The 14622-nt window shown below is 59.3% G+C and carries 9 protein-coding genes; 4 read left to right on the top strand and 5 right to left on the bottom strand.

The features are described from left to right. Window positions 1–53: 53 nt before the first annotated feature. Window positions 54–1238, bottom strand: coding sequence for a diaminopropionate ammonia-lyase (locus EKD05_RS23710; RefSeq protein WP_129677811.1), 1185 nt, complete (start codon window positions 1236–1238; stop codon window positions 54–56). Between the two features lie 6 nt (window positions 1239–1244). Further along, window positions 1245–1595 (bottom strand): phosphorylated adapter RNA export RNA-binding domain-containing protein, encoded by a 351-nt coding sequence (locus tag EKD05_RS23715; protein ID WP_129677812.1) that lies wholly within the window; start codon window positions 1593–1595, stop codon window positions 1245–1247. Between the two features lie 229 nt (window positions 1596–1824). On the opposite strand from EKD05_RS23715, the gene EKD05_RS23720 reads away from it, so the two are divergent. The 3 genes from EKD05_RS23720 (at window position 1825) to EKD05_RS23730 (ending at window position 6762) form a co-directional block, all read left to right on the top strand. Further along, the gene (locus EKD05_RS23720) at window positions 1825–2247 is read left to right on the top strand and encodes a helix-turn-helix domain-containing protein (protein WP_129677813.1); all 423 of its coding nucleotides are present in this window, start codon (window positions 1825–1827) and stop codon (window positions 2245–2247) included. Continuing rightward, window positions 2244–2987: an IS630 family transposase gene (locus EKD05_RS23725; RefSeq protein ID WP_129677815.1), complete on the top strand. Its 744-nt coding sequence runs from the start codon at window positions 2244–2246 to the stop codon at window positions 2985–2987. Before EKD05_RS23720 ends, EKD05_RS23725 begins: the two co-directional genes overlap by 4 nt. 238 nt (window positions 2988–3225) lie before the next feature. Next, window positions 3226–6762: a hypothetical protein gene (locus tag EKD05_RS23730; RefSeq protein WP_129677817.1), complete on the top strand. Its 3537-nt coding sequence runs from the start codon at window positions 3226–3228 to the stop codon at window positions 6760–6762. 109 nt (window positions 6763–6871) lie between these two features. On the opposite strand, the gene EKD05_RS23735 is transcribed toward EKD05_RS23730, so the two are convergent. The 3 genes from EKD05_RS23735 to EKD05_RS23745 all read right to left on the bottom strand — a co-directional run bounded on the left by EKD05_RS23735 (window position 6872) and on the right by EKD05_RS23745 (window position 13579). Then, complete coding sequence (locus EKD05_RS23735) at window positions 6872–10501, bottom strand: choice-of-anchor I family protein (RefSeq protein ID WP_129677819.1); 3630 nt, start codon at window positions 10499–10501, stop codon at window positions 6872–6874. A 247-nt stretch (window positions 10502–10748) separates the two neighbouring features. Then, complete coding sequence (locus EKD05_RS23740) at window positions 10749–11822, bottom strand: 3-deoxy-7-phosphoheptulonate synthase (protein WP_129677821.1); 1074 nt, start codon at window positions 11820–11822, stop codon at window positions 10749–10751. A gap of 116 nt (window positions 11823–11938) precedes the next feature. Then, a complete protein-coding gene (locus EKD05_RS23745; protein ID WP_129677823.1) occupies window positions 11939–13579 on the bottom strand; it encodes an aspartate:alanine exchanger family transporter in 1641 nt (546 codons plus the stop codon). Between the two features lie 201 nt (window positions 13580–13780). Here EKD05_RS23745 and EKD05_RS23750 point away from each other — a divergent pair, with 201 nt between their 5' ends. Then, window positions 13781–14098 carry a metal-sulfur cluster assembly factor gene (locus EKD05_RS23750; protein ID WP_129677825.1) on the top strand — a complete coding sequence of 106 codons (318 nt, stop codon included), beginning with the start codon at window positions 13781–13783 and terminating at the stop codon, window positions 14096–14098. Window positions 14099–14622 lie beyond the last annotated feature (524 nt).

Below are 14622 nucleotides of genomic sequence, written 5' to 3' on the forward strand. Positions count from 1 at the left end.
GGGGGGGGGGGGGGGGCACGGTGGGCGCGGCGGGGCACGGCGGCGCCGTGCCCCTACGGGGTGGGTATGCAGGCGCGGCTGTGGAGGCAGTCGGTGCGGCAATCGCTGGCGAGGATGCGGGCGTGGGCGGCGGGGTCGGTGGCTCCTTCGGTGCAGAGGACGAGGACGCGTGAGGCGGCGCGGAGGCCGATGGCAGCGGCGATGCGCGGGTTGTCACGCAGGGCGAGTAACCCACCGAGGCCGGCGGCTCCGGTTTCGCCGGCGATAATGCCTGCCTGAGCGAGACGGCGTACGCCGGTGCATGCATACTGGTCGTCAATTGCGAGAAAGAGATTGATGCCGGCTGAGATAATGGGCCAGGCAATGAGGGAAGGTGCCCCGCAGTTGAGCCCGGCCATGATTGAGTCGTGGGGGCCGGGGATCATCGTCAGGGTGCCTGCTTCCATTGAGGCGAGAATGCAGGCGGCTCGCGTCGGTTCGACCCCGATGATGCGTGGTGGCACGGCATAGGCTGGGCGCCGATAGTGGCTGGTGATCGCGGCAGCGAGTGCCCCAACCCCCATCTGAACAACCACAAGATCGGGCGGGTCTTCGTCGCGGCGTTCGAGTTCGTCGTCAACTTCCCAGCCGATGGTGCTGTAGCCTTCGATGACGTGGCGGGGAATAGCCTCGTAGCCGGGCCAGGAGGTGTCGGAGATGACGAGGCAGTGGGGGTCGGCTTCCTGGGCTGAACGGATAATCGCGTCATCGTAGGTACCTTCGACAACCAGCACCTCGGCACCTTCACCTTGAATCGCGGTGATCCGGGCCTCGGCGGTACCGGCAGGGACAAAGATGCGGGCGCGACAGCCGAGCAGCGCGGCCATGCGTGCGACGGCACGACCGTGGTTGCCATCGGTGGCGGCGGCGAGGGTGAGTGGTTGGAGGGGGGCAACCGCAGCGGCCAGTTCCGCGAGACTCTGCCAGGATGGCGTGGTGCCGAGCCGGGCGATGAGGGCCTGATAGACTGCCCAGGAAGCCCCAAGGATCTTGAAAGATGGCATGCCGAGGCGGCTTGTTTCGCGTTTGACCCAGAGTCGGGCGATGCCGAGTTCGTGGGCGAGCGTGGGTAAGTCGATCAGCGGTGTCGGGGCATACCCGGGCAGACGTTGGTGAAACGCGAGGGGAGACCGATCGATCACCGAATGAGGCTCGGTCTCCCTGACGGACTGATTGTGGAAGGCACGAATAGTATACATAGCACCCTAGATGATGCGCTTGAGATCGTCTTTGCGACCGCTCTCTTTGAGGCGCTTTTTGAGCAAGGTCATATAGGCCCCGCCAGGCGAACGACGCCGGATCCCATCGGCGGTCATCATGCCGCCATTGGCTTCAATCTGGAGCGTCTCTTCGAGGAGGGACATACTCTCGTCGACGCCACACACCTCGACGACGCGGGTAATCTGGGCAAACTGGCGCTCTTCGGTTTCGCCAAGCGTTGTGGCGATATGTTCTATCGTCTGCCGCACTTTGCGGGCAGCCTGGCGCTGGGCAATTTCAGCTTGGCGCTGCTGCTCTTCACGGTCACGGCGATCACGCTGACGACTTCCACGCATCGTTGCACTCCTTTGGCATGGGCAATGCTCACTATCTGTGGGCAGTTGCAGGCGAAGAATCAGATTGACATTATAACGCACGTTTTGCAGATGCTGGTAATGTTCTGGTGCTTGTGACGGGTTCTTTGTACAGAAGCCGCGTGGTTTTGACGCAAAGGCGCGAAGGCGCAAAGGTTTGAGGGCTTTGTACAGAAGCCGCGTGGTTTTGACGCAATGGTATCATAGTCATATGAAAAAACAACATCTAACGCTCACGAATGAGGATCGGAAGACCTTGACGGAATTGTTGGCAAAAGGAACGGTGCGAGCCGGTACCAGCAAACGGGCCATGGCGCTCCTGAGCCTCCACGCCGGTGATGCCCTCACGGCGGTGGCGGAACGGCTGAACGTCCACTCCACCACGGTCGGCGTGTGGCGTGACCAGTACCACACCGACGGGCTCCGTTTCCTCAACGATGCCCCACGTTCGGGGCGTCCAGTCACGCTTGACGGCCCCCAACGGGCCAAAATTACGGCGCTTGCGTGCAGTACGCCGCCAGAAGGTCACAGCCGCTGGTCACTGCGGATGATCATGGACAAGGCCATCGAAGCAACCTATTGTGAGACGATTTCGCATCAGCATGTGGCAAACATTCTAAAAAAAACGAGTTGAAGCCGCATCTCAAACAGACGTGGTGTATCGCACAGGTGACGCCACGGTTCTTGTCCACTATGGAAGATATTTTAGCCTTGTATGCCCTTCCGTATGACCCTGCCTATCCGGTGATCTGTTTTGATGAGCGTCCATGCTTCTTGATTGGTGATCTGCATCCTCCCATTCCGATGCAACCGGGTCAGGTGGAGAAAGAACACGATGCCTACACGAAGCATGGCTCGTGTGCCTTGCTCGCCGCCATTGAGCCGCTGACGGGCGCACGCTTTGGCTTGGTTCGACCGCGACGCACGATGGCTGAATGTACGGAGTTCTGTCAGGAATTGGCTGCACGCTATCCCAATGCCACCACGATCCGCCTGGTATTGGACAATCTGAACACCCATCATGCGGGCGCCTTCTCTGCCCATCTGCCCGCCGACGAAGCCTTGGCACTTGCCCAACGCTTTGCGTTTCATTACACCCCCAAAGGGGCGAGTTGGTTGAACATGATCGAATGCGAGTTTGCGGTCATTTCCCGCCAGTGCCTGAACCGGCGCATCCCCACGATCGAGCAACTCCGCACGCAGATCCTCACCTTGCTGGAAGAACGGAGTGTGAAGCAGATCAAAATCCATTGGCAGTTCTCCCTTGAAAACGCTCGAACGACGATGAATCGCCACTACCGAAAGGTCAATCCGGTCAACGAAAAATATCAGAAAACTTACGTTACAGACTACTTATGGTGTTGCAGTAAATAATCCGGTATACGCGACATGGGCTAGCCCTCACAGGTCTGGCAGACCTGTGAGGGCTGGTCGAGCGGATTAATTTCTTGAAAACCATAAGCCGACACTCCTGTTTACAACCCAGATAGGATTGCTATAGATGCGATGCGCAGGGGCTGCTGCGCCCCTACTGTAATGCTCTGGTGCCTGTGGCGGGTTATGCTGATCATGGTGCAGGTGCTCATGTCACGCCGCAGCCGGAGATTTTACTATGAACACCACATTATTTCGTACGGTGCTGTTGATCGGATTGCTGATCGGTGGGTTGGCGAGCAGGATCGCACCGGTGCAAGCGAGCGCCGAGGGAAACTGCGCATTTTATTTTATCAGCCCTGGGGTGGTACATGTTGCCTATGAATATAACCTTTCGAGTCGCCCGGAGGTACAGCAGGTCGATCTACTTTTTGATAATCGGACGGTGCTCTCTTTGTCGAGTCGGGTGCAGCCGAAGATCTACCGGCGGTTTGAGGTGGACAGTGGAACCCATACCTGTGCGATCAAGGTGATCGTGCCTGAAGATCCAGGGTTCCTTACCGAACAGACGGCTGAGGTTGGCAATGCCTTTCGGGGGACGCCGGCCTTTGCCGAGAGTTTCACGGCTGGCCCTGAGACGCCGCCTCTACAGATCGAGTATTTGCGGATCAATCCGGGCATCAGCCTTGCGTTCACCGGGTTTGCCAGCGACACCTCGTTACGCATCGAGTTGAGCACGCTCGATGGCTCATCAATCAATACTGATATTGAGATGCGACCCGAGAGCGGCCTGACCTTTGAAGACTGCTTTTTTCGGCGCACGGTGACGGTGGTCGGAGCGAGTCCGACATTCATGGGCAATGAGTTTTATAGTACCGTTGAACTGGTGAACCGCAGTGAAGCGGTGTTGACTGACAATGTTTTTGCTGGTTCTCTCTGGTTTCAAAATGACTCGACGACACCTACCCGTCATCCATTGTGGACTGAGGAGAGTGGGCTGAACCCATTGATCAGTGGCAACAATTTTGTGGGTTCTAGTTCGCTGGTCTGGGATGATTACCAGACACCTCTGCCACCCATGCGCATTCCGATTGGGGTGAACTATTATGGCGATGCGAGCGGCAAGCTTACCACGACCGAGCGGCCCAACCATGGGGGTCTGTTTTTGACGAATCGCTACGCCAAAGTTGCGAATCGCCCACTTGATCCTGAAACGCAACAACTCGGGATGCCGTTTGCGCTGGCTGGGGTGAGCGAGAATGCCCTGGAACGGACGGACAAGGCGCTCTTGCCGCGTTTCTGGCTGGCGGGATCACTGGTAGGTCAATATAGTTTGAGCTATACGTTTGCCCCGGCGAGCGCGCCACCGCTGGTGCGAAATATTCCTACCCTGTTGACCTTTGATCTGGTGACGAGTGATCGGCAGGTAAGCGGGGTGAAGGCGTGGCTTGAGGTTGATGGTGAAGTTGTTTTGCCCGTGGGGGGTGTCCCGACGCTCTACCGTGATCTCAAGGAGGTCGGTGCTTCGGCGGTGAGCCGGGGGGCGACGACGATCAACTTTGTCTTGCCGCCGTCGAGTGAGGCGACGCAGGAGGTGGCGCTCTATCTTGATACGACTGGCTTGACTGAGTATGAGGAGCCTGGTCGGGTGAGCAAGATCTGGGAACAGACGCTGAACTATCGGGCGAACTTTCCCCGGCCATTGTTCATCACGATTGCACCGATCCAGGTCTGGATGCCTTTTTATAATCGTGTGGCACCTGGATCGGCAAGTTCGGCGGCGTGGCTGGAACAGAATTTGCCCGCGATGTTGCCATTGCGGCGGGCGGACTTTATCCTCCACCGGGTGCCGACGATCAGGTACATCAGCCCGACGGGCTTATTTACGCGGGTCGGGCTCTTGAACGAACTGGCGACCCTGAACCAGGGGGTGACGAGCATGTTGAACCTGATGGGCTCGATCTCGGGTTCACCAAGTCGGTTTGATGTTGCGGTGGTGCCGCTGGCGGCGGGGAATCTGGGGGGCGACGGGGCGAGTCTACCGTTGCGCCGCCAGATCATCTTTGTTGATGAGGCGAAGCCTTCGGCGATTATGCACGAACTGGGCCATGCGGCGGGGATGTACACCGGCATTGCGAATGAACAGTACCAATTGCATCCTCCGGCGGGAATCGAGCTTGCCGGGATGACGATGTTTAACCCAACCGAGTCGCCTGAATCGCGGTTTGCCTTCAAGCATTTTTTGCTGGCCGATTATCCGTATGCGGCGCGTGACTACTGGTTTGATGTGATGGGTAATAGCAATGCGTATAGCTGGGTGATCCCATCAACCTATCGGGGCTTCTACGATTACCTGTTGGGGACGTTGACGATGCCAAGCGTTGCTGGTCGGCAGGTGGTGGCGGCGGGAGCACCGGCCCCTGGGATGGTGCGGCTCGCGATGTATGGCGCGACCGAGCAGTTCCGCTATTTCTGCGAACCGGCGAATGCAATCTACACGCGCTATCGACTTGAGCCAGAGACGCTTACCTCGTTTGAACTGGGCGACTTGAGCGACAAAACGTTGCCGCCGCTTGTGCCGGTGCCGCCCGATTTTATGCAGCCGTGCGGTGCCCCGCAGCAGGATCGGTATCAATTGATCCCCTATGATGCGGATGGGCCGGTCTTCGACTATATGCAGGATTTTGCGGTCGAGGCGGCGGGGCTTGGCAATCAGGCGCGGGACTTCTGGGCGGCGACCTTCGATCTGCCTGCGACGGTGACGCGGGTACGGATACGGCGTCAGCAGGATGGGAGCGATGTGCTGGATCTGCGACGTGGTACGGCCCCCTTTACTAGCCAGATCATTGAGCCAGCGCCAGGGACGGTGTTGACCGAGACGCTGACGATCCGCTGGGCGCATACGCCGTTGGAGGAGGGGCAAACCGTGCGGCATCTGGTGCTCTTTAGTACTGACGAAGGTGCGACCTGGTTGCCCCTGCCGATCCTCGCGCACGGTGATGAACTGGTGCTTGCGACCGCGAGTCTGCCGGCGAGCGAAGGGATCATCTTCCGCACGATCTCGTCGGATGGGCTGCGCCGCGCTGAGGATAGCGTAGGTGGGTTGATGCAGCCGAACCATGCGCCGGAGGTGCGGATCATTGCGCCGGTAGCGAGCGAGGTGAGTCTGCCTGGGCAACGCTGGTATCTGAAGGCCGAGGCGTATGATACCGAGGATGGCCTGATCGTCAGTGGCGTCTGGACTTCTTCGTTGCAAGGGGTGCTTGCGAGCAGCAACGGAATCACCGAGACGGTGCTGATCCCAGGCGAACATCGGTTGACCTACAGCGTCACGGACACGCACGGGCTCATGGTGAGTGCTGCGGTCGAGGTGGAGGTTACCGAGGTACCGCAAGCGAATCTTGCGTGGCGCGAGGGTGATCTTGAGGTAAGCGGGTTTGATCCGCTGATGCCGCAGTTGCGGCTGACCCCGGGGATCACCAATCACCTGCTGTTGAACGTGTCGAATAGTGGAATCACGGTGACAACACGGGTGAAGGTCGAGGTAATCCCGGCGGGGGGAGCGGCGTTTACCCTGCTGGATGCGCCGGTGACGCTGGAGCCATTTGCGATAACGCGCCTGGCGCTGGAATTGAGGCCAGAGGCGCGGGCGGGCTATCAGATTCGTGCCAGCTTCAATGAGACGGTACCGGCTGAGCGTGATCCGACGGATGATGTTTATACGTGGAACCTTGCGGTGCGGCAGACGGTGTTTGTGCCGTTGATGCTGCGGTGAGGACGCACGTTGCTGCGTTACCTGTTTTAACGCAGAGACGCGGAGGCGCAGAGGGGAGGCCAGGTTGTGGCCTCCCCTCTGGGTGTCTTTGGGCTGATTGATGGTGCGTCTAGCGGATGGCGATTGGGATCAGCGCGCGGTTGCTCAGGATGACGATCCGGCCTTCACCCTCTGGGGCATAGCGTAGATCGCTGGCTTCGATGGTGGGCAGACCTTCGCGAACTGGGAAGCTGCGGAGGTACTCGAGCAACGCTTGCTCATAAGAGATAGCGCCGGCGGGGCTGCGCAGATTGACCTGGTTGGGCTTGTTAGCGAGGGTGGGATAGTTGTCGCCGCCGCCTGCGGTGAAGCTATTGGTGACAATGCGCACGTTGGGCGCCCCCTCGACCGGTTGTCCATTGCTAATCAATGGGCGACCGTCTTCTAGCGCAACGCGGAGAACGCGTGCGCCGGGGGTGGTAATTTCGCCAGCGCTGGTGACGACGTGAGCCTGGTTGGCAGGGCTGTACGTGACACGCAGGCCCGCGATCTGCATGAACTGGCCCCCGTTGGCGGGCAGGCTGGCTGCTGAGCGCTCAAGGATGAGCTTGAGCTCGGCAGGGGTTACATCGCTCACCACGCTGACGAAGTTGGCAAAGGGCAGAATGTCGAGCGTATTCTTGCGGGTAATGGTGCCTGGCACTTCGACTGGAATGGCATTGCCAGCGGTCTGACGGATGCCACCACCGTTCTGAATAGCGATCACTGGATTTTCCTCGCTGCGCGGAGGCAGGCTATTAGTCGCCGCATACTGCTCGTAGGCATAGAGGAAAGAGTCGGCAATCAGATTGCCAGCGTTCGACTCGCGTGAGCGGACATCACTCGTTGCTAGCCTGAGCGCCACCTCGCTGCGGGCGATATTATCGGTAGCGAAGTCGGCAAGGCAGGTGTTGACAGGATCAATGACGGTGCTGCCAAGGACGGAATTGGGCGTCACCACATCAGCCACCTCGAGGAGCGTGGCGATGGCACTGGCTGGTACAACACGACGTGGGTAGCTCTGCTCGCTGATGATCTGGCTCACTTCGCCTGCGGCGTCGAACTCGACATCAAGTCGCCCGACATAGCGATAATTGCCTGCCGTAGTGACAAGGTAGACATCACGATCGTCGGCATCCTTCTGGATCAACGGATAGGTTGGCGGGTTCTCGGAAGGAATGCGGTCGCCGGGCAGCAGCTCGATGTTATTAGGAATGTCAGGATTGGTGAGCAGATCATCGCCACCGCCGGCCACGGCGATATCCACGCCCTTGAGCAAAGCGATCAATTCGCGGTCCTGGCTAATGCTCTGCATATGACTGACCAGGATGATCTTTTTGAGGCCAGCGGCCTGCAAGCGGTCGATTTCAGCCTGGACGGCGGCAGCGGTAGCTGGGATATCGGGCGTGACTTCGACCTGATCGGGTGAGGAGATCGTAGGCAGCAGCGGGGTCATCGCACCGACGATGCCAAAGCGCTGATTGGTGAGCGTGTCGGTATAGATCATCGAGCGACCAAGCACCCGCCCATCGGCAGGGTTCTGTTCGATCAGGCCATCGGCGTCAACCAGTGTTGCGAACTCGGTCTGGGCGCTGAAATCAAGGTTCGCGCTCAAGAAGGGCTGGGTACCTTGGAAGGCATCAATGAAGCGCTTGAGAAAGACCGGCGTATAGTCAAACTCGTGGTTACCCAGAATGTGGACCGTATAGGGCATCTGGCGCTGCGCAATGGCATCGAAGACTGGCGAGGTTGCGTCGGTTGGCAATGAGCAGGCCAGGGTCGCGCTTGCCAGGAAGGCATCGCCAGCATAGACATTGACCAGAGCGTTGCCACGCATGCTCGCATCGGCGATCTCGCGATGCAAGACGCTCTGGAAAGCCGCGACACCCCCAACGGGCAGACTGACATTGGGCAGACCTTCGCGAGTGACGGTATTGTTCTGCGGCAGGAGTGACGACTCACCATCGTTATTGTGCAAGAGCGTGAGGCTGCCAGCACCATCGGGATCGGCGACAGGCGTGGCTTCGAAGCTGATCGCATAGATCGCCACGGTGCCGCTGACCTCGTTCGCAACCAGCAGCAGTGGCTGACCAGTTGGACTGTCGGCAGCTGAGACAAACTTCAGGCCTTCCGGCGAGACATCGTCGGGCGCGGCATTCGCGGGGTCGCCGGTGTAATCACCGGGAGGGAGGGCGTACTGGACAAAGGTTGGCTCAGCCGGGTTGGTAATATCGTAGACCATAACCCCGCCGCCAGAGCGTTCGAGGCCAACAAAAGCGTAGGTACGCCCGGCGATCTGACCAAGTTCGACTGACTCGGGTTCGGGGCCTTTATTATCGCTGCGTGTATCGAAGTCGGCTGGCAGACCGTTATTCGCATTGAAGAGCCCGGGGGTCAGCACAGCGGTGCGCTGTTCCATCTCGTCGCCGCTATCAAAGACAACCGCGCCGGTGGTCGCATTCCAGATCGTAAATGAACGTGCACCGAAGAGATAGATGCTCTCGAATGCGCCATCGCCATTGGTATCGCCGGTCTGGTTGGTGACGGTCAGACGACCAAGGTTTTGGTTCAGTTTCAGCGTAGCAGTATCAGTGAAGACGGTTGGATCCAGCGTGTAGTCATTGCTGCCAACCCGCACCTCTTCGGCAAAGCCCGTATAGTCGCGGGCATCGCCTTCGTTGGCTGTCACCAGGTAGAGTTGACCATCTACCTCGTAGGCAGCGATGGTATCGGGCATATACATGCCGAAGACCGGCCAGTTCTGGATGTTGATCTGGCCGCCACCACCGGATGTGCCATCAACATCGCGGTCGCTCGCATCGAAGCCATTGCCAGCCAGGCTATGATCCTTGAAGCCCAGGGGCACAATGGCGCTCACGGTTGCTGTTGAAATGTCGATCACAGCGACAGCATTGTTTTCCTGGAGCGAGACATAGGCCGTGGTTGAATCGGGCGAGACAGCGATGTACTCGGGCTCGAGGTCCTGCGCAACCGTGGCCCCAGGGCCAAAGATGCGCACCCCGCTTGCGCGGAGGTCATCAACCTGGCTATTGAAGCTGGTGAAGGTAGCGTTGGTTGGGGTAAGAACCGTTGTCGTGGTGATCGGTGAGGGAGGCAGCCAAATGATGCTGACGGAACCCTCGGGGTCAACCGAGTCGGGTTGGCCGTAGCTGTTTGGCTCACCCTCGTTGGCGACCAGCACATAGCGACCATCAGGCGTAAAGGTGACCATGTCGGGCAGTGCGCCAGCGGTTACCTGGTTGAGAAAGGCGCCATTGGTATCAAAAAAGACGACACTGCCAGCATCAGTCTTTGGATCCGCCTCGACGGCAACGGCGACCAGACCGTTATGCACGACGACGCTATTGGGGCCCGCCCCATAGGTTGGGGCAATCGCAATCCGCGAGACGAAACTTGGCGTGGTCGGGTCGCTGAGACTGACAATATCAACGCTAGACTGGACGGCGTTGATGACGAACATGCGGCTCGTGGCTGGATCGAAGGCGGTAATTTCAGCGGCACCAGCGCCAAGCCCGGTGTCATAGCGCCCGATGCGATTCAAACTGATTGTAGGGTTGGGTGCGTCAGGAAGCAGCGCGGCAACGGTAGCTGCGGGTTGGTTCAGGGGTGGTAGCGCAGCAGTGGCGGGTACGGCGGCGGCCATAATCCCGGCCAGGAGGGCCAGAATAACCAGCATGGGCAGAGCACGGAACGATTTCATGGTTCCCCTTGGATACTAACAGAACAGGTGAATCCAGGACAGATCGTTCCTATTGTGCCGAGCAGAGATTATCATTCTGATAAGAGTATATGAAGAGCATATTAAGAGGCTGTGATCGTTGGGCATCGCCATTATTGAGGTGAGGAGATGCCAAGCGTGGAGCGAAGCTAGGCTCTGCGCCTCTGCGGCTCTGCGTTACCTGTTTTAACGCAGAGGCGCAGAGGCGCAGAGGCGCAGAGAGATGAGTTTAGCGTTTGGTGAGGGCGTGGTGGGTTTCGACGAGGAGGCGTTCGGTGGTTTCCCAGCCGATGCAGCCATCGGTGAGCGAGACACCATATTTAAGGGCACTACGGTCGGCGAGCAGGGGTTGCTTGCCTTCGTGGAGGTTGCTTTCGACCATGAGACCGATGATAGGCGTTGGTTGAGCGACGATCTGCTCGACGACGCGGTACCAGACCGTCTCTTGACGCCGAAAATCGTTTTCAGCGTTGGCGTGACTGCAATCAATCATCACGGCGGGCTGCAGATTGGCTTCGCGCATCAGGCGGGTTGCCTGGACGACATATTCTTCGTAATAATTGGGGCCGTGGCGTCCGCCGCGCAGAATGACAAAGCTATCGGGATTACCGGTGGTTTTGACCACCGCGCTGCGGCCATCCTCGGTGATGCCGAGGAAGCTATGGGAACCAGCGGCGGCGACGCAGGCATTGACAGCGACTTGAATGCCGCCGTCGGTACCATTCTTGAAGCCGACCGGCATCGAGACCCCGCTAGCGAGGGCGCGATGGGTCTGGGCCTCGGTGGTGCGGGCACCGATTGTTGCCAGGCTGATCTGGTCGTCGAGATACTGGGGGCTGATCGGGTCGAGCATTTCGGTCGCAACGGGCAGACCGAGGGCATTGATTTCGAGCAACAGGCTGCGTGCCGTTGTGAGGCCAGTCTGCATATCAAAGCTACCATCGAGGCCGGGATCATTGATCAGCCCACGCCAGCCAACGGTTGTGCGTGGCTTTTCGAGGTAGGTACGCATCATGATCAGCAGCCGATCACCAAGTTGATCGTGCAGGCGGGCGAGGCGACGGGCATAATCGAGGGCGGCCTCGGGATCGTGGATCGAGCATGGGCCAATCACCACCAGCAAGCGCTGGTCATCGCCGCGCACCATAGCGCGAAGAGCATCACGCGCCCTGGTCACCGTCTGAGCGGCCTCGGGGCGCAGGGGCAACTTGGCCTTCAACTCAAGCGGCGCAAGGAGCGGTTGGAACTCGCGGACATGCAGGTTGGCGACCTGTGGTTGATGGTCTTCGTGCGAATTAGGCATTGGTCTCTCAGGTGGGTAACCTTGGCAAGGCAGCGTAACGCTTCCGGGAAGACCGGATCGCAATGGAGGCACGGTCAGGCACGACCCTCCCGGAAGCGACGACCGAAGCCGTACCCCTATTGTACAAGAACGAGCAACATTTGTGCACAGATAATTTTGCCAATTGTTGCCATTGGGTAGACGGTTGCGTAGCCAATATTGGGCAAATCGTTGCCAGCCTGTTCGTTGGCAAAGGCGAGCACGGCAGGTTGGGTTTGCAGCCCGGCGAGCATCCCGATGCAAATGCCCATCGGAATCTTGAGCATTTTGTGGCCGATGATGAGCAGGCCGAAGGCGGCAACGGCGGTGATCAGGGCACCGGCGATAAAGATGCCGAGCCCGCCGCCCTGGCTGAAGGTGCTGACAAAACTGTAGCCCGAGCGTGTCCCAACGCCAGCGAGAAAAAACGTGAGCCCGAGTTGGCGCAGGGTCAGATTCGCACTGTACGGAAGGCTCCAGACAATGGGGCCAGTGCGTTCGAGCCAGCCGAGAATGAGGGCGACGATGAGCGGGCCACCGGCGAAACCGAGCGAAAAACGCATCCCGCCGGGCAAGGGGAGGGGGATCATCCCCACAAGCAGACCGAGGGCGAGCCCGAGGCCGAGCGAGACGACATCAATTTCGGAGAGATGGCGGTACGAGTCGCCGAAATACTTGCTAATCGCCTCAAGATTCTCGCGGCGGGTGACGACGCGCACGCGGTCGCCTGGTTCAAGAATGGTGTCGCCGTGGGGGAGGATATCACTATCGCCACGGCGCACCCGCGTAATAATGGCCCCCTGGGTACGGGGGAGATCGAGGTCACGCAAGCGCTTGCCGAGCACGGCGGGATTGGAGACAAAAACACGGCGGAAATCGAGGGTATGGCGGTCGAGTTCGAGTTGCTCGGGGGTCAACTCGCCGAGCCCGGTGGCGACCCGTTCAACCTCTTCGATCTGGCCTACCACGCTGACGAGATCATTGAGGTGCAGATAGGCATCGCTGGTCACAATATTGACGAGCCCATCGTGCTGGATTCTTCCAAAGACAACATTCCAGCGCTGGTTGCGCAGCAACTCACCGATATTGCGTCCGTCTATTTCAGGCCGGGTTACGCGGATCGTGCGGCTAACCAGGTGTTCGGTGCCGATATTGAGCCCTGGCATCGTGCGAGCTTCATCTGCATAATTGATCTTCCAGAAGCGCTGGAGGAGATAGATCGCGAGGATCATACCGAGCACACCCATCGGGTAGGTCACCGAATAGCCGACCACCGGCTCGGCAAGCAGGGTTTCGGTGACTGGCCCGAAGGCACCCGTTTTGAGTTGCTCGATCACCCCAGCGAGGGCGGGGGTATTGGTCAAACTACCCGCGAACATGCCTGCGGCGATGGGCGCACTGACGCCGAGCACCCAGGCGGCGAGCAAGGTTAGACTGGTCGCAAAGAGAATGATGCCGAGCACCAGCAGATTGTCACGCAGGCCCTTGCGTTGCAGCGAAGCAAAAAAACCGGGGCCGCTACTGAGGCCAACGGTATAGACGAAGAGCACAAGGCCCAGGAGATAGACAATCTCGGGGAGCCGCAGTTCGGGGTCAAGTGCGCCAAAGGCGAGACCGACGAAGAGCACAGCGGCCACCCCGAGGCTAATGCCACCAATTTTGATGCGTCCGATCACATAGCCAATTGCCGACACGACAAAGAGAAGGAGGAGTGGATTATCAATTAAAAGTTCGAGCATGAATTATGTTCCTACCGAGAGGCATGTGCGCTTAAGACAAGGAGTTAGAAGATAGAAAAGAGGAAAGAGCCGAGCGCATCAGGAAGCGATGCATGCATCCGAACGGTAAAGTCGCCTAAAACCTTGTCTAACGGGGATATGGTATCATAGATTCATCCTTATCTTGTGAAAGCTAGAAAGCATAGACCTGAGGTACCAAGCATGGTTTCTGAAGAGATGGTGCGGGCTGCGCTGAAGAATGTGATTGACCCGGAGATTGGGCTGGATATTGTCAACCTGGGATTGGTGTATCGAATTGATGTGGTTGAGGAAGGTGCAAAGGTTGACATTGACATGACGCTGACGACGCCTGCGTGCCCTGCTGGCCCGCAGATTCTTGATCAGGCCCGGCGCGAAGTGATGGCGCTGGCGGACGTGTACAAAAACCTTGAGGACGTCAAGATCAACCTGGTCTGGACGCCTTTTTGGAACCCGTCGCTGATGAGCGAAGAAGCGCGGGACGAGCTGGGCTTCTTTTAGGGGGCGCGGAGGTTTTGACGCCACGGCGCGAAGGCGCAAAGGTTTTGATCGGGCACGTAGGGGCGCGGTGGCGCGGCACGGCGGCGCGAAGGGGCACGGCGGCGCCGTGCCCGTACGGGGGACGCGAAGGGGCGCGGTGGCGCGAAGGGGCACGGCGGCGCGAAGGGGCACGGCGGCGCGAAGGGGCACGGGCAAGCCGTGCCCGTACATTTGCCGCATGCGCGCAGGGGCACGGCGGCGCGAAGGGGCACGGGCAAGCCGTGCCCGTACATTTGCCGCATGCGTGTAGGGGCGCAGCAGCACACCTGGCCCGCCTGGGGTGAAGCGGCACGTCTCATTGCTGCTGCGCCCACCGGCGCATCGGGTGCGCCGCCCGCCCTGCGTCTCGTCAGACCTTGTGTGAAACGCCGCGCCCCGATTCGCGCAGGCGGGGCAACGAAAGTCCCTTTGAGGTTGCACCAGACCGCCACCCTGCTATCATGGGCACGCCAGTGCCGAAAAAAGACCGTGAAAGTCCCTTGTGC

The sequence above is a fragment of the Candidatus Chloroploca sp. Khr17 genome (genome assembly GCF_004138165.1).
Lineage (GTDB): Bacteria > Chloroflexota > Chloroflexia > Chloroflexales > Chloroflexaceae > Chloroploca.

Excerpts from the sequence above, each read along its gene's own strand:
- EKD05_RS23740 (WP_129677821.1), bottom strand. The coding sequence starts at position 11,822 with ATGCCTAATTCGCACGAAGACCATCAACCACAGGTCGCCAACCTGCAT.
- EKD05_RS23730 (WP_129677817.1), top strand. The coding sequence starts at position 3,226 with ATGAACACCACATTATTTCGTACGGTGCTGTTGATCGGATTGCTGATC.
- EKD05_RS23735 (WP_129677819.1), bottom strand. The coding sequence starts at position 10,501 with ATGAAATCGTTCCGTGCTCTGCCCATGCTGGTTATTCTGGCCCTCCTG.
- EKD05_RS23720 (WP_129677813.1), top strand. The coding sequence starts at position 1,825 with ATGAAAAAACAACATCTAACGCTCACGAATGAGGATCGGAAGACCTTG.
- EKD05_RS23715 (WP_129677812.1), bottom strand. The coding sequence starts at position 1,595 with ATGCGTGGAAGTCGTCAGCGTGATCGCCGTGACCGTGAAGAGCAGCAG.
- EKD05_RS23750 (WP_129677825.1), top strand. The coding sequence starts at position 13,781 with ATGGTTTCTGAAGAGATGGTGCGGGCTGCGCTGAAGAATGTGATTGAC.
- EKD05_RS23710 (WP_129677811.1), bottom strand. The coding sequence starts at position 1,238 with ATGTATACTATTCGTGCCTTCCACAATCAGTCCGTCAGGGAGACCGAG.
- EKD05_RS23745 (WP_129677823.1), bottom strand. The coding sequence starts at position 13,579 with ATGCTCGAACTTTTAATTGATAATCCACTCCTCCTTCTCTTTGTCGTG.